Source organism: Flexilinea flocculi, from assembly GCF_001192795.1.
In the GTDB taxonomy this organism is placed as follows: Bacteria; Chloroflexota; Anaerolineae; order Anaerolineales; family Anaerolineaceae; genus Flexilinea; species Flexilinea flocculi.
This window is the reverse complement of record NZ_DF968181.1, coordinates 2,291,016-2,313,929: the sequence shown is the minus strand read 5'-3', so window position 1 is coordinate 2,313,929 and position 22,914 is coordinate 2,291,016. Positions and strand designations below refer to the sequence as shown.

At 43.4% G+C, this 22,914-nt stretch carries 16 protein-coding genes and 2 rRNA genes; 14 read left to right on the top strand and 4 right to left on the bottom strand.

Annotation, left to right across the window (positions count from 1 at the left end):
- The first annotated feature begins 91 nt into the window (after positions 1–91).
- The 5 genes from ATC1_RS14535 to ATC1_RS14515 all read left to right on the top strand — a co-directional run bounded on the left by ATC1_RS14535 (position 92) and on the right by ATC1_RS14515 (position 6,101).
- Positions 92–3,023 (top strand): 23S ribosomal RNA (locus ATC1_RS14535).
- An 85-nt stretch (positions 3,024–3,108) separates the two neighbouring features.
- Positions 3,109–3,225: ribosomal RNA gene (rrf, locus tag ATC1_RS14530) — 5S ribosomal RNA — on the top strand.
- Positions 3,226–3,491: 266 nt separating this feature from the next.
- Entirely contained in the window at positions 3,492–4,085 is a 594-nt protein-coding gene (gene rdgB, locus ATC1_RS14525; RefSeq protein ID WP_062283928.1) for an RdgB/HAM1 family non-canonical purine NTP pyrophosphatase, read from the top strand.
- Between the two features lies 1 nt (position 4,086).
- Positions 4,087–5,316, top strand: coding sequence for an L-serine ammonia-lyase, iron-sulfur-dependent, subunit alpha (locus tag ATC1_RS14520; protein WP_062283925.1), 1,230 nt, complete (start codon positions 4,087–4,089; stop codon positions 5,314–5,316).
- Between the two features lie 20 nt (positions 5,317–5,336).
- Entirely contained in the window at positions 5,337–6,101 is a 765-nt protein-coding gene (locus tag ATC1_RS14515) for a class I SAM-dependent methyltransferase (protein WP_062283922.1), read from the top strand.
- Positions 6,102–6,383: 282 nt separating this feature from the next.
- On the opposite strand, the gene ATC1_RS14510 is transcribed toward ATC1_RS14515, so the two are convergent.
- A complete protein-coding gene (locus ATC1_RS14510; RefSeq protein WP_062283920.1) occupies positions 6,384–7,652 on the bottom strand; it encodes an MFS transporter in 1,269 nt (422 codons plus the stop codon).
- Between the two features lie 420 nt (positions 7,653–8,072).
- Here ATC1_RS14510 and ATC1_RS14505 point away from each other — a divergent pair, with 420 nt between their 5' ends.
- The 5 genes from ATC1_RS14505 (at position 8,073) to ATC1_RS14485 (ending at position 13,793) form a co-directional block, all read left to right on the top strand.
- Positions 8,073–8,285, top strand: a complete 213-nt coding sequence (locus ATC1_RS14505; protein WP_062283917.1) for a hypothetical protein — start codon at positions 8,073–8,075, stop codon at positions 8,283–8,285.
- Between the two features lie 606 nt (positions 8,286–8,891).
- Positions 8,892–9,965, top strand: coding sequence for an ABC transporter permease (locus tag ATC1_RS14500; RefSeq protein WP_082174826.1), 1,074 nt, complete (start codon positions 8,892–8,894; stop codon positions 9,963–9,965).
- Positions 9,958–10,890 carry an ABC transporter permease gene (locus ATC1_RS14495; RefSeq protein ID WP_062283915.1) on the top strand — a complete coding sequence of 311 codons (933 nt, stop codon included), beginning with the start codon at positions 9,958–9,960 and terminating at the stop codon, positions 10,888–10,890. Before ATC1_RS14500 ends, ATC1_RS14495 begins: the two co-directional genes overlap by 8 nt.
- A 132-nt stretch (positions 10,891–11,022) precedes the next feature.
- On the top strand, positions 11,023–12,006 hold the full coding sequence (locus ATC1_RS14490; RefSeq protein WP_082174825.1) for a BMP family lipoprotein: 984 nt from the start codon (positions 11,023–11,025) through the stop codon (positions 12,004–12,006).
- 230 nt (positions 12,007–12,236) lie between these two features.
- The gene (locus ATC1_RS14485) at positions 12,237–13,793 is read left to right on the top strand and encodes an ABC transporter ATP-binding protein (protein ID WP_062283912.1); all 1,557 of its coding nucleotides are present in this window, start codon (positions 12,237–12,239) and stop codon (positions 13,791–13,793) included.
- Between the two features lie 242 nt (positions 13,794–14,035).
- Here ATC1_RS14485 and ATC1_RS14480 read toward each other — a convergent pair whose 3' ends face one another.
- Positions 14,036–15,670 (bottom strand): UDP-N-acetylmuramoyl-L-alanyl-D-glutamate--2,6-diaminopimelate ligase, encoded by a 1,635-nt coding sequence (locus ATC1_RS14480; protein ID WP_062283909.1) that lies wholly within the window; start codon positions 15,668–15,670, stop codon positions 14,036–14,038.
- 198 nt (positions 15,671–15,868) lie between these two features.
- On the opposite strand from ATC1_RS14480, the gene ATC1_RS14475 reads away from it, so the two are divergent.
- The gene (locus tag ATC1_RS14475; protein ID WP_062283907.1) at positions 15,869–16,102 is read left to right on the top strand and encodes a YdbC family protein; all 234 of its coding nucleotides are present in this window, start codon (positions 15,869–15,871) and stop codon (positions 16,100–16,102) included.
- Between the two features lie 43 nt (positions 16,103–16,145).
- Here the strand turns inward: ATC1_RS14475 and eno are convergent, their stop codons facing one another.
- Together eno and ATC1_RS14465 are read right to left on the bottom strand one after the other, a co-directional pair.
- Positions 16,146–17,441, bottom strand: coding sequence for a phosphopyruvate hydratase (eno, locus tag ATC1_RS14470; protein WP_062284208.1), 1,296 nt, complete (start codon positions 17,439–17,441; stop codon positions 16,146–16,148).
- Positions 17,442–17,751: 310 nt separating this feature from the next.
- On the bottom strand, positions 17,752–19,014 hold the full coding sequence (locus tag ATC1_RS14465) for a serine/threonine protein kinase (RefSeq protein ID WP_172667800.1): 1,263 nt from the start codon (positions 19,012–19,014) through the stop codon (positions 17,752–17,754).
- Positions 19,015–19,327: 313 nt separating this feature from the next.
- Here ATC1_RS14465 and ATC1_RS14460 point away from each other — a divergent pair, with 313 nt between their 5' ends.
- The 3 genes from ATC1_RS14460 to ATC1_RS14450 are packed head-to-tail and all read left to right on the top strand — an operon-like array spanning position 19,328 to position 22,662.
- Positions 19,328–21,277, top strand: coding sequence for an APC family permease (locus ATC1_RS14460; protein ID WP_062283901.1), 1,950 nt, complete (start codon positions 19,328–19,330; stop codon positions 21,275–21,277).
- 30 nt (positions 21,278–21,307) lie between these two features.
- Positions 21,308–21,976, top strand: coding sequence for an NAD-binding protein (locus ATC1_RS14455; protein WP_062283899.1), 669 nt, complete (start codon positions 21,308–21,310; stop codon positions 21,974–21,976).
- Positions 21,973–22,662 carry a potassium channel family protein gene (locus ATC1_RS14450; protein WP_062283896.1) on the top strand — a complete coding sequence of 230 codons (690 nt, stop codon included), beginning with the start codon at positions 21,973–21,975 and terminating at the stop codon, positions 22,660–22,662. The genes ATC1_RS14455 and ATC1_RS14450 overlap by 4 nt, the downstream gene beginning before the upstream one ends.
- The last annotated feature ends 252 nt before the right edge of the window (positions 22,663–22,914 follow it).

Genomic DNA, 22,914 nt, shown 5'->3' with positions numbered 1-22,914 from the left:
GAAAAAAACAAAAAAAGACGAAAGTCAAAGCAAAAACCGAGTGAAGTAAGAAAGAAAAAGAACAGAAAAAAGATCTGTTCCTTACATCACGTGAAAAGCTACTAAGAGCTTACGGAGGATGCCTTGGCGCTGAGTGCCGAAGAAGGACGTGGGACACTGCGAAAAGTCTGGGGGAGCTGTGAACGAGCGCCGATCCCAGAATATCCGAATGGGGAAACCCAACAGAGAGAACCTCTGTTATTCTCATATGAAAAAGATAGTATGAGAAAGGGAACCCGGGGAACTGAAACATCTAAGTACCCGGAGGAAAAGAGAATATTCCCAAAGTAGTGGCGAGCGAAATGGGAGAAGCCCAAACCGAGATGAAGAGATTCATGGAGGGGTTGTAGGATCAGTACAAAAAGTGAAAAAAGGCGAACTATAGCGGAATGACTTGGGAAAGTCAGCCAGAGGGGGTGAGAGCCCCGTACGCGAAATAGGGAGCACACCGTACTGACACCTGAGTAGTACCGTGCACGCTAATACGGTATGAAGCTGGGGAGTCCACTTCCCAAGGCTAAACACACACAGCGACCGATAGAGGACAAGTACCGTGAGGGAAAGGTGAAAAGTACCCCGATAAGGGGAGTGAAAAAGAACCTGAAACCGTAAGCTTACAAGCAGTCGGAGGGCAATGGTCGAAAGACAAAGCCTGACGGCGTGCCTCTTGGAGAATGAGCCTGCGAGTTAATAGTTGTGGCGAGGTTAAGGGAGAGAAACCCGGAGCCGAAGCGAAAGCGAGTCTGAATAGGGCGAAAGAGTCGCAACGATTAGACACGAAACTGGATGAGCTAACCATGAGCAGGATGAAGCGAGATTAAGCCCTCGTGGAAGACCGAACCTTTCAACGCTGCAAAGTTGAGGGATGACTTGTGGTTAGGGGTGATATGCCAAACGAATTCAGAGATAGCTTGTTCTCCCCGAAATAGTTTTAGGACTAGCGTAAAGAATAATGTGTGGAGGTAGAGCACTGACTGGACAAGAGGGTCAAAGACTTATCGAATCCAAACAAACTCCGAATGCCACAGATGGAATCTTTATAGTCGGACTGCGGGTGATGAGATTCGTAGTCGAGAGGGAAACAGCCCAGATCATCGGCTAAGGTCCCCAAATCTATGCTAAGTGGGAAACGATGTGGAGTTACAAAGACAACCAGGAGGTTCGCTCAGAAGCAGCAACCCTTTAAAGAGTGCGTAATAGCTCACTGGTCAAGTGATTCTGCGCGGAAAACGTAACGGGGCTAAGCATAGTACCGAAGCCATGGGATTGTCTGAAGAAGACGATCGGTAGGGGAGCGTTCTGTATGCGGAGAAGGGATACCGGAAGGAGTCTTGGAGCGTACAGAAGTGAGAATGCAGGCATAAGTAGCGTAAAACATGTGAGAACCATGTTCGTCAAAAATCTAAGGTTTCCGACGTCAAGTCAATCTGCGTCGGGTTAGTCGGGGCCTAAGGCGAGGCTGAAAAGCGTAGTCGATGGACAGCTGGTTAATAATCCAGCACCGATATCAGGGAGTGATGGAGAGACACAATAAGGAAGTCCAGCCTATTAGTGGATTTAGGTGGATGAACGGTAGGTGAAGAGAGCTGGAGTGAAAAGCCCAGTTTGAGCCGAGGGAAGTCAGGAGGCGCAAGCCGGAACTGAGATGGACCTTGTTGTCAAGAAAAACTTCTAAACGATGAAATGATATTGCCCGTACCGCAAACCGACACTGGTAGATGAGTAGAGAATACTAAGACGAACGGGAGAACTATCGTTAAGGAACTAGGCAAAATAGCCCCGTAACTTAGGGAGAAGGGGTGCTCAAGATTCTGATAAATAGGGATCATGAGTCGCAGTGAAAGGGTTCTAGTGACTGGTTAGCAAAACCACAGGTCTCTGCGAAGTCGAAAGACGAAGTATAGGGGCTGACGCCTGCCCAGTGCCGGAAGGTTAAGTGGAGGGGTTAGTGTTGAAAGACACGAAGCTCAGAAATGAAGCCCCGGTGAACGGCGGCCGTAACTATAACGGTCCTAAGGTAGCGAAATTCCTTGTCGGGTAAGTTCCGACCCGCACGAACGGCGTAACAACTAGAACACTGTCTCAACGATAGACCCGGTGAAATTGAAATGGCTGTGAAGATGCGGCCTACCCGCAGCAGGACAAAAAGACCCCGTGGAGCTTTACTGTAACTTGGCATTGAGTTTAGGTATAATTTGTGTAGGATAGGTGGGAGACTATGAAACTAGGGCGCCAGCCTTGGTGGAGTCGCCAGTGAAATACCACCCTGATGATATTTGGGCTCTAACCCTACGCCGTAAACCGGGTAGGGGACCGTGTCAGGCAGGCAGTTTGACTGGGGCGGTCGCCTCCAAAAAGGTAACGGAGGCGCCCAAAGGTTCCCTCAGACAGAATGGAAACCTGTCGGAGAGTGTAAAGGCAGAAGGGAGCTTAACTGCAAGACCAACGCGTCGAGCAGATACGAAAGTAGGGCTTAGTGATCCCACGATACAGAGTGGAATGGTCGTGGCTTACCGGATAAAAGCTACCCCGGGGATAACAGGCTGGTGAAGTCCAAGAGTTCACATCGACGACTTCGCTCGGCACCTCGATGTCGGCTCATCGCATCCTGGGGCTGTACAAGGTCCCAAGGGTCCGGCTGTTCGCCGGTTAAAGCGGTACGCGAGCTGGGTTCAGACCGTCGTGAGACAGGTCGGTCTCTATCCGCTGTGGGCGAAAGAGAATTGAGAAGGGCTGCCCCTAGTACGAGAGGACCGGGGTGGACAAACCTCTGGTGTGTCAGTTGTAATGCCGATTGCATAGCTGAGTAGCCACGTTTGGGAGAGATAACCGCTGAAAGCATCTAAGTGGGAAACTTGCTTCAAGATAAGTTCTCTTATCAGGAATGAATAAGATCGCACGGAGACTACGTGCTAGATAGGCTGGGAGTGAAAGTTCAGTGATGGATTGAGCAAACCAGTACTAATGATCGAAGGCTTGAGACGTGATGTAAGGAACAGGTCGGTTTTCTGTAAAAAGAAAAAGGATACTACATACTGAGATTCAGTGAAAGAAGAAATAGAAAGTCATGTTGGTGACCAGAGGGACGTGGGTATACCCGGAAACATCTCGAACCCGGAAGTCAAGCGCGTCAACGCCGATGGTACTTGGAGGGCGACCTCCTGGGAGAGTAGGTTATTGCCAACATGACTTTTTTTTGTTAATACCTTCAGTACAATTCTCAAAAAATTCGTCAAATTATTTCTGAAATATTCCCGATATCATTTACATTTTGCGCTATATAAAAAAATGGATCACCATTTTTTACCGATTGATTGAATCGCAAGTCAATACTTCGGATTACTGCATTTCATTTTCAATCCGATTCTACAGGTATAATCATGGAAACACAGGAAATGAATCATTGTACAACCGGATGATCAAAAATAAGTTTGAAAAAGGCTACATAGACAATGAGAATCTTAATCGGAACCAATAATCGGCATAAAATTCAGGAAATCCAGGACATATTATTTGAATATGAATTAGTTACCCCTGCTGAGCTTGCTCTGGATTTCGATGTTGAAGAAGACGGAAAAACCTTTGAGGAAAATGCTGAAAAGAAAGCGATGTTTTTCTGCAAAAAATCCGGTCTGATTACAATTGCTGATGATTCGGGCTTAGAAGTCGAATGTCTTGATAATGCACCCGGAATTTATTCACATCGCTATTGCCCGAAACCGCATGCGACGGATGCGGATCGCAGGCAGTATCTCATTAAAAATCTCTTGGATAAACCGCGTCCATGGTGCGCAAGATTCTATTGCGCGGCGGCTATTGCTGTACCTGGAAAGCCGGACATCCTGATAGCACAAGGTATTTGCCCTGGCGAAATCATCGACGAGGAACGTGGCAGCGGCGGATTCGGGTATGATCCGATTTTTTATATTCCTGAACTTGGGAAGACATTTTCGGAATTGTCTGAATCAGAAAAAAACAACATCAGTCATCGCGGAAAAGCCATGGAAAAAGTGCGTGTTTTATTAGAAAATCTGGGAGAATATTGATATGGATACGATTCGACATTTATATCGGATTGGACATGGACCAAGCAGCAGCCATACGATGGCACCGCGCTTTGCTGCTGAAAAATTTTTCACTCAATTTCCTGATGCGGCACACTACCAGGTCACGCTCTATGGCAGTCTGGCTGCGACAGGCAAAGGCCATTTTACCGATCAGGCTATCTATGATGTGTTGCCAAGGCAAAGAACGATCATTGAATGGAGACCGGATATAATTCCTTCTTTCCATCCCAATGGAATGGAATTTTCTGCGTATGACGCCGAAAAAAATCCAATTCATCAATGGATGGTTTATTCTGTTGGGGGTGGAGCTTTATCCGAAGGAATTCTGGACAATGAAGTGAATTACTGTTATCCGCATAGAAATTTGACAGCGATTTTAGATTACCTCAAACATACCGGAAAAAGTTTCTGGGAATATGTTGAGGAATGCGAGGGTGAAGATATCTGGGATTATTTGCGCGATGTTCTTCATGTTATGTATGCAGCAATTGACCGTGGAATTGAAAAAGAGGGAGTTATCCCAGGCGGTTTGGGCGTAATCCGCAAAGCCAGTTTGTATTACCGCAAAAGTAAAATGATGAATGATTCATATGCCGGAAATCCGCTTTTAACTTCCTATGCTTTGGCAGTTTCCGAGGAGAATGCCACGGGTGGTGAAATTGTGACAGCTCCGACATGTGGTTCCAGTGGTGTGGTACCGGCAGTAATCCGATTTGTTGCTGAAATGCTTAATCGTAATGAGGAAGCCATTCTTCGAGCTTTAGCTACTGCAGGTATTTTTGGCAATGTCGTCAAACACAATGGATCCATCTCTGGTGCAGAAGTTGGCTGTCAGGGTGAGATTGGAGTCGCTTGCTCGATGGCAGCTGCCGCCGCAGTTCAGCTTTATTCGGGATCTATCCGTCAAATTGAATATGCTGCTGAAATGGCGTTGGAACATAATCTTGGGATGACTTGCGATCCGGTCAATGGAATGGTCCAGGTTCCATGTATCGAGCGAAATGCTTTCGCGGCAGGAATTGCGCACTATGTTGCTCAGTTTGTTTCTTTTTCCGATGGTTCGCACCGTGTCAGTTTTGATGATGTTGTCGATGTGATGAAGCATACAGGACAGGATATTCCTTCGTTGTATCGTGAAACCAGTCAGGGCGGATTAGCGAAAGTCTATCGGATGCCGAAAAAAATACGAAATTTAAAACAGATAAAATAGCGCTTTCAATTGCAGATCTCATGAAACAAGTAATCGTTGATCAACTTTTAGCAATCAATCATAAGTTCTATCATGATTTTGGTGACGCTTTCGCTGCCACAAGGAGACGGATTCAGCCGGGAATTCGACGTATTTTATCCGAAATTCCGCGAGATGGTGACTGGTTGGATTTAGGATGCGGCTCCGGTGCACTTGGTGTGGAATGGGCCATGTCCGGTATGTCCGGCTCCTATCTGGGATTGGATTTCAGTGAACCTTTACTGAAGGAAGCAAGGTCTATCACAGAAAAAATATCCAATGAAAAGCTCTCCATTCGGTATGGGATGGCAGATCTGATGGATCCAGGTTGGGATCAACCTTTCTCCGATCATTCATTTGACGGAGTATGCGCATTTGCATCGATTCATCACATTCCTGGGGCGATCCACCATCAAAGAATCATGCGCGCGATTTCTCGAATTATTAAGCCGGGCGGATTATTCATTTTTTCTGTCTGGCAGTTTCAGAATTCGCCCAAATTAATGAATCGCGTATTACCCTGGGAAACTGTTGGCATGGAGCTTTCTGAGCTCGAGCCGGGAGATACATTGCTTGATTGGCGATACAGTCTCCCTGGACAAACCGAACAGACCGGTTTGAGATATGTTCATCTGTTTTCCTCTGCAGAATTGCATCGGTTGGCTGAAGAAGCAGATTTTCGGATTGAGGATGAGTTTCTCTCCGATGGCGCTGAGGGTAATCTGGCGTTATATCTCATCTGTAGGTCAATCAAAAAGGTGTCCTGATCCAAAATAATCTGTTAACGCAGATAAACTCCTCGCAATCTTCTATCACTCAGGAATTCAATAGATTGCCGCGTCGGGCTATGCCCTCCTCGCAATGACACATTGCCATGTGTGCACTGTTGTGGTGAATCCTGGCATTGTTAGCCACACAGGGGCTAAATCTGTCATTGCGAGCCTCGCAGAGGCGAAGCAATCTTCTATCACGCAAGAATTCAATAGATTGCCGCGTCGGGCTATGCCCTCCTCGCAATGACAAAATGGCATGCAAGCCCAGACCAGCGATTAATAATAGGATTGATCGAAAGACCTGACTGGTTTATTCTTTTCATACTGGAAGAAATTCGGAATATTGATCATACTACCTGAGATGAGAAGAACAACAATCCCGCTGAAAATGTATATCTGATGGATTCCAAAAAATTCAGCGACTGGGCCGGAAATGATCATTCCGAGCGGAACAGATATATTGATCAGGCTCGAAGTGATCGAAATGACGCGTCCCTGCATCTCTGGTTTCGTTCTGGATTGCAGCAATGCATTCAGTGAAGCCAGACTTAACGATTCGCCGATTCCGGCAGCTCCCCATGCCAGTATTGCCAACGGAAACTGATTTTTTGTTGAAATACCGATCAGGATAACAGCCGCGCCATAGAGAATATCCCCGGATATGCTTGTCTTCATTCGGCTTCTCAATTCACTCTGCATCCCCAGTATCAAACCGCCCACAATCGATCCAATTCCAAAAGCCATTCCCATCATACCCAGTTCAGTGGCTCCACCGCCGAAATGATCTGAAATCATCAATGGAAGTAGATGGTCTCCCGGAATCAACAATAGATTGATGATCGACAGATATGCCAAAAGTTTCAGCAATCCAGGTTTCTTCTGAACGTAAATAAAGCCGTCTTTCAAGTCATTCCAATTTCGAATCATCGTTTTTCGGATAGAAGGCATTGCATCTGCATTATTAATGATTTCAGGAATTTTTACCAGGAAGAGCGGTATAAATCCGATCAAAACCAGTAAGACATCTGTCAGCATAATTTTTTGAATGGAAATGGAATTGATCAGAAAAGCTCCTGTGATAGGGCCGATGATATTCGAGAATCCACGAATCATGTAATCGACTGCATTGATGCGGGTCAGATGATTTTCGGGAACTATTTGCGCTGCAGCAGCGCTCAGAACCGGCCAGCGGCTAACATTGAAGATGCTGCGAAGCAATAATCCGATCAGAATCATCCATGGAACAATCAGGTTTTGATGAAACCCAAAACTGAGAACCAGGGCGATGATTGAAATACTAATGCCGGAAAAGAATAAAATCTTCTTTTTGTTGCTGCGATCGATAACTGGTCCGATAAACGGCCCGATGAAGATTTCCGGGATCAATGTTGAAAGTGCTGCGATTGAAAGCAGGATCGCTGATCCGGTTTTTTCTGTAATCCACCAAATCAGTGAGAACTGAATAATGGAAGTCCCTAATAGTGAAATGATTTGGCCTGCCCAAAGAAGTGCGAAATTGGTTTTCCAATTTTTATTTAAAAACATAGAATTTCCCCTGAACCTTTAGCCAAGTAATTCATTCGAAATATCGATTTGTTATCCGAATCAATCGGGAAAAACTTTATATTGTTGAGATGATTTTGCGCTTCGCGCAAAAATCATCTCAACAATAAATAATCCTCTTATATTCCGAATTACTATTGGCCAAGAGAATCACTGTCTTCATTTGTTTTCATGGAATAAATAACGATCCGAATTCTGGAAGCGGATTAAAATGGATGGTTTGATCCTTTATCCAGGATTGGCTTTTTAATAGACTGCTAAACCCATTGAATGATCATTAAGCGGATGATCAATTCTCAGGTTTTTTAATTCCATGATTTTCCTGAAAGGATTGCGCTGAATCAGAAATAAATACTTAGCGCCCAGGATTCTCACGAACCCGTCGTTATGACGGAATGCAGTATGATGATTTTATCAGGCTCAGGTGTAAGAAAATTCAAACCTTTGGAATATTTCGCCCCAATTACGGCGCATAATATCACAGCTTTTGTCAATAAACTGGTTGAAAATGGTCATTGCATGCGCGGAATCCAATCGCGCAATTTGAAAATCATTTCTCCTGCTGCTTATATTCCTTTGCGTGTTCATGATTCACCAACTTTAGCAGCCGGTTAGTAGTTTGTGAGATAGGTCGATTCTCCGGCTGCCCCATAAAAAATCTTCCTATAGATATAAGTATATCATATGGGAATTTTTAATTTCAACCTTTGAAATTTATCGAAAGTAATTCAAAATATGGTGTAAATTATTTGTTGTAGTGCTGTTTTATGCCGAGTATAAAAAAACATACAAATTTTTTCGATTGATTCAAAAGGTTGGTTAATATTCCGAATTGCTGATCAACTCTTCGAAATATATAAATCAGGAGTTACAAATGAAGTTTATCAACAAATATGAAAGACTATTACAATAATTAATGATGAGTTATATGAAATGATTTGAAAACAAGTCAAAAATGATGGCGCAGGGGCGAAACACTCTCCTGCTACATATGAGAACAGACTGCTTCTCTATGATTGCAATGAAACATTCATCCATGATTGATTCATCATATAAATCATTGGCACACAGCATAACACCATAAGCACAACATGGATACTTTTCATGTTTCAAAATGGTGGATTTTTAGAAATGATTTGCAAAAATTGACTTTATTCTGTAAGATTAGTATCAATCAGTTCCTATTTTTATACCCATATATTTTTCAAGGAGATCTGTTGAATGTTGTTAAAAATTCGCTCCTTCATGCAAAAGACATTTGACGCAATCCTTCCGATTTTTGCGACACTCCTTGCATTAATCATCGGAATTTTTATGCTGAAGTCACTGGGGAAAAACCCATTGGACGCATATCAGGCATTATTTGAAGGGGCTTTTGGCAGCCAGCGGGCAATCATTCAGACCGTAATCAAGGCAACTCCATTATTGCTGGTGGGCATTGGTGTCTGTATTGCTTTTCGCGGAGGTGTTGTCAATATCGGTGGAGAAGGTCAGATTATCATGGGCGCTCTTGCCTCAGCTGCCGTCGCTTTATATTTGCCGATCCCATCACGTTTGATCATGATTCCTTTATGCCTGTTGACCGCAATGGCAGCCGGTGCTGTCTGGGGTGGTATTCCGGGATTTCTAAAAGCTCGTATGGGTGTGAACGAGATTCTGACAACGGTTATGATGAATTCAATTGCTGTGTATTTTTCGAATTTTCTTTTGCGTGGACCGATGATCGATCCACATGAAATTGAGATGGGTACACGGGCAGCCCAAACTGCGCAAATGCCTGAATATACCTGGCTTACCCGATTGGCTCCACCCACACAACTAAATACCGGTACCATTCTCGCTGTCATTCTGGCATTTTTTGCGTTTGTTTTATTGTGGCGAACGACAATCGGTTACCGTATTCGAGCCGTTGGTTTTAATTCTGCTGCATCCAAATATGCGGGGATAAAAGTTCCAATCTATCAGGCAATGGCTATGATTCTGAGCGGGGCATTCTCAGGGCTGGCTGGAGGCATCGAACTCTTTGGCGTTCAGCATCGTGTGCTGGAAAATATATCTGCAAATTACGGGTTCAATGGCATCGTTACCGCGTTGTTCGGGAATCTCCATCCCATCGGGACGATTCCCGCAGCAGTATTGTTTGGCGGGTTGATGGTTGGTGGCAATAAAATGCAGCGTTCTGTTCAAGTCCACTCGGCTTTTATTGACACCTTGTTAGGACTGGTGGTTTTATTCGTGGTTGCAGCAAAGATTTTTTCAACAAACCGATCCAAAAGGAGAGCAAAAAATGAATAACTTGTTCTCAGCAGCAACGATATTCGGAATTATCGGCATGGCGATTCGTCTTGCAATGCCTTATCTTTATGCCGGATTGGGCGAACTTTTCAACCAAACTGCCGGCTGCTTCAATCTTGGGGTTGAAGGCATTATGATGATGGGGGCTTTTTCCGCCTTCTATGTGGTTTATCAAACCGGTAACTTATTCTTGGGTATTGCTGCAGCGGCTGTGATCGGTTTATTCATGGGATTGATCATGTCGCTGATCAGTGTTACATTCAAAGCTGCTCAGGGTATCAGCGGTATCGGATTGACCATGTTCGGAGTTGGTCTTTCATCGTTATTATTTAAAACGCTGTTACAGGGAACGGTACAATCTGTAGCGGGATTTGCTCCCTTGAAAATCCCTGTTCTTGGTGATATTCCTTTCATTGGAGAAACTTTTTTTCAGAATAACCTGATGGTCTATCTGGCATATTGTTTGATCCCGGTATGTTCGGTTGTCCTTTACAAAACAACCCTGGGGTTGAAGATTCGTTCGGTCGGACAGAATCCGCAGGCGGCTGACACTTTGGGCGTTTCGGTGATTAAAATCCGATATCTATGCGTTTGTATCGGCGGTGTTCTTGCAGGAATAGCAGGAGCGACTTTTTCAATTGCCAATATTAACATGTTCCAGGAGAAAATGACGAATGGTACCGGATATATTGCGGTAGCCCTCGTATATTTCAGCGGTTGGAAACCCAAAGGAGTCCTTTTCGGTGCACTGTTGTTTAGCTTTGTGAATGCATTACAGCTTCGAATGCAGGTGCTTGGAATCAACATCCCTTCCGATGTCGCAATGATGTTGCCATATATACTTACCATCATCACGCTTGTTTTTGTACAGGGCAGAGATGCACCTGCGGCGTTGTCCGTTCCATATGAACGCAGTGAAAATTAATAATTTGGTTTGAAAAAAGGGATAGAAAAAAGCAGAAATGTTTGAAGATGGCTAAAAACAGAATTTCCTGTAATCAGAATCTGACAGAAAACATGCTTTTCTCTCGTCCCTATTAGAAAATAAGGAGATAAGATGTCGAAGAAGTTTTCAATCATGATTTTATTTGTTTGTGTCGTCATGACCTTGTTGTCTGTTCCTGTTCTTGCTGAGGATGAAGTCTTTCAGGTGGCTATGGTAATGCCGTCCAAGATCAATGATTATTCTTTCAGCCAATCCATGTATGAAGCGCTTAAAGTGCTTCAGAGTGAAGTCGGTGAAGAAAACTTTGAAATTGTTTATTCCGAAGATATGTTCAATGTCGCGGATGCCAGAGAAGCGATTCGGGACTATGCGGATATGGGCTTTGATCTGGTTATTGCGCACGGATCTCAGTATGGCACATCAATCCAGGAAATTGCGCCGGATTATCCGGAAACAGCTTTTGCCTGGGGAAATGGTACAGATTTCTTCGGATTGGATAATGTTTCTGTGTATCAGGCACGTGCTGAACAGGGTGGTTATGTGTTCGGACAGATTGCAGCCGCGGTCAGTGAAAATGGCAAATTAGGCGTTTGCGGACCTGTTGAATCCGGCGATGCAAAAACCTATATTGACGGCTTTAAAAATGGTGCGGCGGAAGCCGGTGCAGAAGTCAGCGTTACATATACTTCCTCATTCTCGGATGTTTCTTTAATGTCCGCTGCCGCGGAAACGCATATGGATGAAGGAGCGATGGTGCTTACGGGAACATCCCAATCCATTCCAGGTGCAGTCAGCGTTGTGAAAGAACGAGACGGTGTTTGGTTGGGTGTTCAGTGGGATACGATTCCACTTGCCCCGGAAAATGTTCTTGTCAGTCTTGTTTATGACTGGACACCGATTCTAAATGAAATCATCACAAAAATGACTGAAGGCATTTATGGCGGCGCTGCATACGATCTGACTTTCGAAAATGGCGGTTTGCAGATTTTATGGAATACTGAAAATCTGGAGATTGACCAGGAATTGATTGATATGGCTGATGATCTGGCACAGAAGATTGTTGATGGAGAAATTGAACCGCTGCCTGCAGGATAATTAATTTACAGGGAACATCATTCCGGAGATGCAATCCGGAATGATGTTTTTATTGTTATTCTGTGATGTGGAGGATTGCTTTGCCGATCTGTGACTTGCAATGACAAACCTTGCTGTTGTGTTATTCACATGGCACCTGTCATTGTGAGGAGGGCATAAGGCTGAGGAAGCAATCTCAATTGTAGAATTTATAGATCGATATGATTCTATTAATAAACGGATGAGGGAAAATGTCTAAGAAATATTATCCTGCAGCGGTAAAACAGCCGATAAAACAGCTTCAAATGATTGACATCACAAAACAGTTTCCTGGTGTATTGGCGAATGACCATGTGAATTTGGAAGTGCGTGCAGGAGAAATTTTAGCCTTGTTAGGTGAGAACGGAGCCGGTAAGAGCACGCTGATGAAACAGCTTTATGGTTTATATCAGCCGGATAGCGGCAGGATTCTTATTAATGGAAAAGAGTGTCATTTTTCTTCTCCGACGGACGTAATCCATGCAGGAATCGGTATGATTCATCAGCATTTTATGCTGGTTTCCAATTTAACGGTTCGCGAAAATGTAGCACTGGGTTTGAAGTCCAGCCGACAACCCTTTCTGGATTTAAATATTGTCGAAAAGAAGATGATGGAGATCTGTGATACCTATAATCTTAAATTGAATCCCAGAGCATATATTTGGCAACTGTCGGTTGGTGAGCAGCAACGTGTTGAAATTGTGAAGACGCTATATCGAGGAGCGGATTTGCTGATTCTGGATGAACCGACTGCTGTTTTGACACCTCAGGAAGTTGATGAATTCTTTCAGATTTTGAGAAAGATGGCGCAAGAAAAACATTTAATCATTTTTATATCTCATAAACTTCATGAAGTGCTAGCTATCAGTGACCGAGTTACCATTTTACGGGATGGAAGAAGTGTAGGTCAACGGGAAAACAAGAATTTGACAAAAGCCGAGCTGGCTCAAATGATGGTCGGACGTCCGGTGGTTTTGCAATATGAGCGAGCTGCTCCATCTGTTGGGGATGTGAAGCTGAAAATCGAAGATGTTTGGGTGAGGAACGACTGGGGAGAGGATCAGGTCAAGGGTGTCTCCCTGGAAATTCGAAGCGGCGAGATTTTAGGATTAGCTGGTGTATCCGGAAACGGTCAGCGTGAACTGGCCGAGGCGTTAGCCGGACTCCGGAAATGTTCCAAAGGGCGGATTATCATCGATAGCATTGAAATGACCAAAGCTTCTCCATATGAAAGGATTCTTGCTGGACAATCCTATATCCCCGAAGAGCGCAATAAAGAAGGAATCATTCGGGAATTTGATATCATGGAAAACTTCATTTTAGAGGATCATGATAAAATCCCGTATTCAAAGCATTGGATTCTGAATTTTTCCAATATAGCCGCAGCAACGCAGAAAGCTGTGGATGATTTTTCTGTAAAAACTCCAACACTGTCAACCAAGGTAAAGAATTTATCCGGCGGAAACGTACAAAAACTTATTCTCGCGCGGGAGCTAAATCGCAATCCGAAAATCCTGATTGCTGCTCAACCTACAAGAGGTGTAGATATCGGAGCAACAGAGTATATTCATCGTCGTTTATTGAAACAACGCAGTGAAGGAACAGCAACACTCTTGATTTCTGAGGATTTGGATGAAATCAGAGCTTTGTCCGATCGAATTGCGGTTATCTTTGAAGGTCGGATTATTGGTATTGTGGATGGACCGACTGCCACTGCGGAAAAGCTTGGATTAATGATGGCAGGAGTACAGGAAGAAGAACAAAAGTAGAACCTCTTCTTGATGCGGAATTACAAAATTTGGAAGAGCCATCCAAAAAAACAACAAATTAAAATTTGAATTTACTGTTCGAATCAAGAAAGAAGGTTTGTCGTTCTTTTTTTTCGATTTAGTGGAGGAAAAGAAAGAAAAAAAAGTAATTGAGTTATTTATACGCGTAGTATAAAACAACTCAATTACTATTGATCCTTCCTATATTTCGAGTTGCTATCCTTTTTGCCAGATTGTGATATCTACAATTTATCCAGATAATGATCTTTATCAGGGAGATATGGCATATCCGGACCTTCCAAATGCAAAAATTCGCATAAGGCTGCTTTCATAGCTGTCCGATCATCCCAGGGAAATTCAGTGGTACCGAAACACATCGACTGTTCATGCCCTTTTCCGCATGAAATCACGATGTCTCCTGGCTTTGCCATGGCGATCCCCAGTCGAATAGCATCCCGCCGATCCGGTTCAATAAAAACATTCTTATTTAGAACAGCACCATCTTGAATGGCTGCATCAACCATATCACTGAGAATATCCGACAGAGGTTCGGTGCGGGGATCTTCCGCAGTAAGGATAGTGATGTCCGCATTCTTAATGGATACTCTCGGCATCATTCTGCGTTTTTCCCGATCACGCAATCCGGCTGAGCCAAAAATTGCGATAATGCGATTTGCCTCTGCTCCGGTTTCCTGATTTTGCACCAGCATGGCTCTGGCAGAATCCAAAGCTTGTTTTAAGGCATTCGGAGTATGTGCGAAATCGACGATTGCGGTAAAATTTTGTTCGTAATCAATGACTTCCATCCTTCCTGGAATGGATTGAACAGCAGCGATTCCTTTTGCAGCGGTTTCAGGAGAAACGCCAAGGCCGTAAATTGCAGCTGTCATTGCAGCAAGCAAATTGGAACCATTATAAATTCCCAACAAATTTGTGGTTACTGGAATTTTTGTTTCACCCGAGATACCCTGCAGATTTTTGAAAACAACATCCGCTTTCAACCCGGAAGGCGAGGAGACGATACTTTCAATCCGGCTGACAGCATTCTGTAATTCTCCGGATGCAGAGTAGGAAACTTTTCTGACCGTAGTGATTTTTTTTAGAAAATTGTAAGAATCAGGATCGTCCACATTAAGAACAGCCAAAGGTTTTGTCGCCCTGTCCTTTTTCCCTAAATTCTGAAAAAGGATTCCTTTTGCAGCAAAATATGCTTCTCGTGAATTATGATAATCCAGATGTTCATGCGTAATGTTGGTTACAACGGCAATATCGAAATCGATTGCAGCTACACGTTGTTGTGCCAGTCCGTGAGAGGTGACTTCACATACCGCATGTGTAACCCCTGCATCTCTCATTTCCGCAAGATAATGCTGGATATCCGGACTTTCCGGTGTGGTGACATGAAATCCGGTATCAATTTCCTGATCGTCAATTACTGCTGACACAGTGGATATCAAACTGGCTTTAAATCCTGCTTCCCGCAGGATGTTATATAAATATGTCGAGGTTGTTGTCTTGCCATCTGTGCCAGTGACACCGATCATGACCATCTCATTTGATGGGAATCTATACAATGCTGCTGATGCCCATGCCATCGCGAGGCGCGCATCAGCAACCCGAATATAGGGAACAGCAAGTTCAGATGGCATGTCTTTGGTACCAATCACTGCGCAAGCTCCTTTTTGGATTGCGTGTTGGATAAAATCATGGCCATCAACATTAATCCCTGCAAGTGCAACGTAAATGCTGCCTGGCTGGATTTTTCTGGAGTCAAAAGCTACTTTATTGTAAGTAATATCTGGGTAATTTCCGGAAATACTGCGTATATCTGGCAGTACTGCGATGCATTGATTCAGTTTTAAACTGTAATCTGTCATTAAAGCGCCACCTTCAAATTTTAGGGTACCTTTATTCTACCAAAGATCGGAATTTTCATTGAGTATAAAAACCGGCAATCAGCTATTCAAACTATAAAACAGCTACATATGATTTTTTCATATTTCGAATTCCTGCTATTTTTTCCGATCACCAGATTTATAATGAATTGCAGATTGTATTGAGAGGAGTGGATGCGGATGAAAGTCGATAAGGAAATAAAATTTGATATTGTCGAGAAAATTGCAATTCTTTCTACTGATTCGAAGGGATGGTCTAAAGAACTGAATCTGGTCAGTTGGAATGATGCAGAACCCAAATTCGATATCCGAAGCTGGTCTGAGGATCATTCAAGAATGGGAAAAGGGATTACGTTGTCGGAGGAAGAGGTTTCCGTACTGTTGGAAGTCTTGAAAACGAAACTGGAATCATAAAAAAAAACAGAGGTCTGACTGACCTCTGTTTTTTTGTGTACTTTTACGAGCGGGATTTCAACGCAGACCAGCCGGCATAGACAGCTGTTTCGCCCAGTTCTTCTTCAATGCGGAGAAGTTGATTGTATTTGGCAACACGGTCTGAACGGCATGGCGCGCCGGTTTTAATTTGTCCCATGTTCAATGCCACTGCAAGATCAGCAATGGTAGAATCCTCTGTTTCACCGGAGCGGTGAGAGGTGACTGCACGCCATCCATTGCGCTGGCAGGTTTCTACTGCTTTAATAGTTTCGGTCAGAGAGCCAATCTGATTTAATTTGACGAGCAGTGCATTGGCAGCTTTTTCTTTGATTCCACGGATAACGCGTTCCGGATTGGTTACCAGCAAATCATCACCGACAATTTGCAGGCGGTCGCCGCACTCTTCAACGAGCATTTTCCATCCGTCCCAGTCATCTTGAGCCAATCCGTCTTCAAGGGAAACGATCGGATACTGATCAACCCAGGACTTCCAGAAAGCAACCATCTGTTCACTGGTCAGCATTTTACCTTCCTTGCGTAGGTTGTATTTCTTCGTTTCTTCATCAAATAATTCTGAGGCAGCCGGATCCAATGCGATTGCAACATCTACGCCTGCTTTATAGCCAGCTTTTTCAATGGCTTCCAGAATTAATTCAACGGCTTCATTATTAGCTTTCAATGCAGGAGCAAATCCGCCTTCATCACCAACCAACGTCGCATATCCATGGGATTTCAGAACAGATTTCAATGTCTGATAGATTTCTGCACCCCAGCGCAGTCCCTCTGCAAACGTGGGTGCGCCTAATGGCATGACCATGAATTCCTGCGCATCAGTGGATTGCCAGGAAGTATGTGCGCCGCCATTGAGGATGTTCATCATGGGAACTGGAAGTGTATGAGCCCAGACGCCGCCGATGTACCGATAGAGCGGTAAACCGAGGGAATTTGCAGCTGCTTTTGCAACCGCTAAAGAAGTCCCTAAAATGGCATTGGCACCAAGTTTGGATTTGTTCGGTGTACCATCTAAATCCAGCAAAGCCTGATCGATTTCCATTTGTTCCACTGCGTCATAGCCAGTGATTTCGTCTGCAATGAGATCATTCACATTCTCAACAGCGGTCAACGTGCCTTTGCCGTTGTAACGCTTTTTATCGCCATCGCGTAATTCCAGCGCTTCATGAATGCCAGTGGACGCGCCCGAGGGAACTGCTGCTCGTCCGTAATTACCATCCATTAATACAACTTCAACTTCTACAGTCGGATTTCCTCGTGAATCTAAGATTTCGCGTCCGATTACTTGTTCGATTATGGTATCCATCATTTCATTTTTCCTTTTTGTGAAAATGTAAGCATCGAATCATGCTATTTTTCTTTAATTATAAGCGAATATCCTGATCCATTTGTGAATTTTGGCAGCAATCAGTAACTCATACTTTAGAAAAGCCTTTTAAAAAAGACAGATGAAATGTGTTACAGCATGATTTTTACAAGGAGCGCAAAAAAAGTCGTAAACTACGAATTATTCCTGAATGTCGAATTACAGAGCAAGGCATGCAGATCACTTCAAGATTTTCCCGATGAAATGTACGGATAAAACCCAGTGATTATTGAAAGAGTATTTGAACTGCTTATGGCTTGATCCACAACACCGTCAACAGGATCAGTACAATCATTAGGATACCAATAATTAGAATCCAACCTAATGAAAGGTCATTGCCTATGATTTTTTTCAACCGATTTATCGCTTTCTGGAAAAAACCGTTATGTTTGGGATTATTCACTTCAAACTGAAATAGCGGTTGGCTAAGTATGACTCTTGTCACAGGTTCCGGTTGTTTCCCTGCCGGATTCAGCCACTGAGTCGGATGTTCGGATAGAACGGTCGGTGGAAGCGGCGGATTGGATTTGGCTGTATTTTGGGTTGATGCAGTTTCCGATTGGATCAGATTCCTGCAAAAATCAGTAACAGAACGAAAACGGAAGACGATGTTGGGAGCCAATGCCCGCATAATAGCAGAATCAGCTTCAGCAGGTAATTGCACTCCCAATTGGGAAGGAGAACGAATTTCATCATGCATCGCTCGAGTTGGAGCATCCGGAGGAACAATTCCTGTTATAGCACGATAAAAAGTGGCTCCGATCGCATAGACATCCGTCCAAGGCCCTTGCGTAGAAGTGCTGGTATATTGTTCCATGGGTGCATACCCTGGTTTGATAATGGTACGGATGCTGTGTGTATCATCCCTTTGATGAAATCTCGCTGCGCCGAAGTCGAGTAACTTCGTCTGTCCGCCCCTTGTAATGTAGATATTATCCGGTGCAATATCACGATGGAGCATTCCTTCATGATGCACGATGTCCAATGACTGCATGACCGGGAAAAGAAGATTTAATGCTTCCTCAAATGGAATTCTTCCACCCCTGCTTTCCAGGTAGTCCTTAAAAGACAAACCTTCAATATATTCCATAACAAAGTAGGCTGTACCATTTTCTTGAAAAAAATTAAAGACGCTCACAATATTGGGGTATCGTATCAATTTTGCTAAAATAGTAGCTTCTTTGTAAAACAGTTCGACACCATGCAAAAAAGCAGTCTGAGTCTCCTGCGTAATTGGCTGCAGGATTAAACCTTGTCGTATGGCTAAGCCTGAAGGGAAATACTCCTTGATTGCCATACGCTGGTTGGAAGACAAATCGTATCCGAGATATGTGATTCCAAATCCGCCCTGTCCTAAAGCTCTGCCTACCAGATACTGACGGTTTAAAATCGTCCCCAGCGGGAGCTGCTGCGGGTAGTTACATGCGCTGTAGTTTTCAAAGCCACAGTATGGACAAGGATTTTGTCCACCTGTGCCAGAAAAACAATTGAAACAAATGTTGTTGTTTGTCAATTTTTCCTCGTTTTTCCGCTTGAAAACCGCAAATTCTTTTGTTTGACCATATCTATATGATAAGATTTTACCATTGCGATAGCGTCTCGCTTTCCTAATCCGATTTGTGTTCATTAATTCCAAATATGGATTCAATCGAAAATAAAAAGAAAATTTGATATTCTTCTCATATTTCGAATTATTGCCATGTAATGTACGTTTGGGAAAACTTTTTTGATTGCAGTATAATTTGTTAGCGATTATGAGGAGTGTCTTTAGACGAAATTGAAAAAGTTGGAGACAGTCCTTTTTTGATTTTTAGAATTGGAATAAGATGACTGATTTAGACCAAAAGAATGAAACCGTATTCCATCATGAATTGGAATACAATCCTTCCCGTTCATTAGTAACTATGCTGATTGGGAAACCATTAAGCACATCGGAAACAGCCCATCAGACAATTGGCAAAACAATTGGATTGGCTGTTTTTGCATCGGATGCGTTATCATCAATGGCATACAGCACCCAGGAAATGATGATGATTCTGGCAGCAGCCGGTACTGCAGCATTCGGATTCACCATGCCGATTACGCTTTGTATTGTCGCTTTGCTGGCGATTCTGACGCTTTCTTATGAACAGACAATTCATGCTTATCCGGATGGGGGCGGTGCTTATATCGTTGCTCGAGATAATCTTGGCGACCTTCCAGCGATGACAGCGGCGGCAGCTTTGTTAACGGACTATATCTTAACAGTAGCTGTTTCTATTTCTTCCGGAGTGGCGCAATTTACCTCTGTTTTCCCGGAACTATATCCGCATCGCGTTGCGATTTCGATCGGATTTGTCTTGCTCGTGATGGTGATCAATCTGCGCGGCGTGAAGGAATCAGGCACAACATTCGCTATTCCGACTTATATCTTCCTATTCTCTATTATTATTATGGTCGGTTCGGGAGTATACCAGTTCCTGACTGGTACGCTGGGAGTTGTACAAAATCCTCCGCCATTAGAACATGAAGGTGCTTTTGCTGCTGTAACGACATTTTTGATTTTGAAAGCTTTTGCCAGTGGGACAACAGCACTGACCGGAGTTGAAGCAATTTCGAACGGTATCACAGCTTTTAAAGAACCGCGCTCAAAAAATGCTGGACAGACGCTTGTAATTATGGCGTTTTTACTGGGTACGCTTTTGTTGGGTGTCGCATTTCTTTCTTATCGGACGGGCGTAATTCCATCCGAACTGGAAGCGAATATCTCGCAAGTTGCAAGAACAGTCTTCCATTCAAAAAATATCTTCTATTTAATCACCGTCGGTTCCACTATGCTGATCTTGATCATGGCAGCAAACACAGCTTTTGCGGATTATCCGCGTTTGAGCGCCATGCTTGGCAGAGATGGTTTCCTTCCGCGGCAGTTTTCATGGCGTGGCAGCCGGCTGGTTTTTTCGAGAGGTATTATCTTCCTGGCGCTGATGGCTTGCGCACTGATTATCTTTTTCCAGGCTAGTGTTAACCGATTAATTCCTTTATACGCTGTTGGTGTTTTTGTCTCTTTTACACTTTCTCAATTTGGAATGGCAAAACGTTGGCATAATGCCGGAAAAATGAAGGAAGGTGAAGAAATTCACGGTCGCGGATCAACTTTGAAATATGATCGTCATTGGTTGATGAAGATGTTCATGAATGGTTTTGGAGCATTTTGCACCTTAATCATCTCGTTGATTTTTGGGGTGACCAAATTCACCAGCGGAGCCTGGTTTGTGTTGATCCTGACACCGGTCCTGGTCTTTTTGTTTTCAATGATTCACTCGCATTACCAGGGTATTCGCAAAAAATTATCTCTTCGCGGAGGCGAAAAAGCCGGATCGCAGATAAATCGGCACAGAGTGATCTTGTTGGTGAGTGGTGTTCACCAATGTACAATGAAGGCGCTGCGCTATGCAAGAACGATTTCTGATGATATTACTGCCGTTCATGTAGCGGTGGATCCTCAGGAATCTGAGAAAATTCAATCTGGATGGCAGGAATGGGGCGATGGATATCGTTTATCCATATTAGAATCCCCCTATCGTCATTTAATTGAGCCGCTTGTTGCGTACATAGAAACCTTATTAGAACGATTGGAGCCCAATGAAGTCGTTACGGTCATTGTTCCTCAATTCGTCAGTAAAAATCCTGCAACAGCGATACTGCATGCACGAGCTGCGGATACATTGCGGAAAGCGCTGATTCATTATCCGAATGTTGTCATCACGGAAGTCCCATATGATATTGACGATCTTTAATCGGGATCTGTAGAAAAAGGAAAATTATCGATGAAAGTAATAGTGATTGGCTGCGGTACCTTCGGTTTGAATGTTGCGATTGAAATGGACAGGGGCGGGCACGAAGTATCGGTAGTGGATATTAAATATAAAAGCTTTGAGATGCTTCCGGATTCTTTCCATGGAAAGCGGATTAATGGGGATGCGCTTGCACATGATGTTCTTGATCGGGCGCATGTTGACCTGGTCGATGCTGTAATATTGACAACTACGGATGATATTCTGAACCTGACTCTGTCTCGGATGTTTCAGGATAAGTTCCATAAGAGTAATATTATTGCTTTGAACACAAAGCCGCAGTATCGTATGTTTTACGATAATATGAACATTCAGACAGTATCCATGGTAAGCTGGGGTATTTTGCGGATAGAAGAGTTATTGACAAATAAATTGGAACAATCTCCGTATTCACTGGGAACGATCGAGGTTGGTGTCTATAACGTCGTTGTTCCAAAAAGCGATATGAAATTTTTGTCGGATGATCTTCTGAAAGTAAAACAATGCATCATTTTTGCATATACACATAATGACAAAACAATGAGTCTCTCTGAAGGAATAACGGTGGAATCGGGCGATGTATTGCACGTAAGCACCAATACAGAAGGGCTTCGTAACCTTTATATGAGTTTGGGAATGAAAACAAAAGAAGGGATGAAATGAATATTCTAATTGCTTCAGCAGGCAGAACCAGTTCACAGTTGGCTAGAGTTCTCATTTCTCAAAAGCACAATGTTTCAGTGGTTGAATCTCGTCCGGAAGTACTGTCGCTGGTTCATAAAGAGTTGCCAACAGAAATCATTTATGAAGGGGATTTTTTAGATATTCCAACGCTGGAAAGAGCCGGTATCAAAGATGCTGATGTTCTTGTCGCTGGCACCGATGATGATCATTTGAATCTGCTTTTATGCTATCTCGCTGAAGAAAGATATCAAGTCCCTCGAAAAATTGCACGTGTCAATAATCCAAAACATGCTTGGCTGTTTGACAGCTCATTCCATGTCGATTATGCGCTGAACCAGGTTGCATTGTTGTCGATGATGATTGAGGAAGAAATTTCGACAGGACATATGATGGTCCTTCTCAAGCTGGGGAAAGGTAATTTTTCATTAGTTAAGGAAGTCGTTCCGGCAAATGCCCCGATCATTGGCAAGTCACTGAAAGATCTGGGACTCCGATCTGTTATTGCTGCAATTATTCGCAATGACGAAGTGATTCCACCACACGGGGATACGGTTTTCATGGAGAATGACGAAGTCATTGCACTCGTGGATCGGGAAAGTGAAACACATCTTGCAGAATTATTCAATTCGTTATCGTTTATCGATTCCGCAAAAAAAGATTCTTAATCGGCGATGATTTCGTTGTAATATGCGTGTCATAAAACTTCAAAATCAGCTCTTGATTTTTTCTTGTATATGATATAGTTGAAGAATCAATATGAAAAATTACAATTCTTTCTTCTTTTTTGGTTATTACTTTTATCACACTAACACACCAGGTGCAGAGTGATCTTTTTGGTTAAGTGAATTTGTAAACAGAGACCTCCTGCACAAACAGGAGGTCTTTTTTTTATATTTTTCAAACAGGAGTAGTAGCAT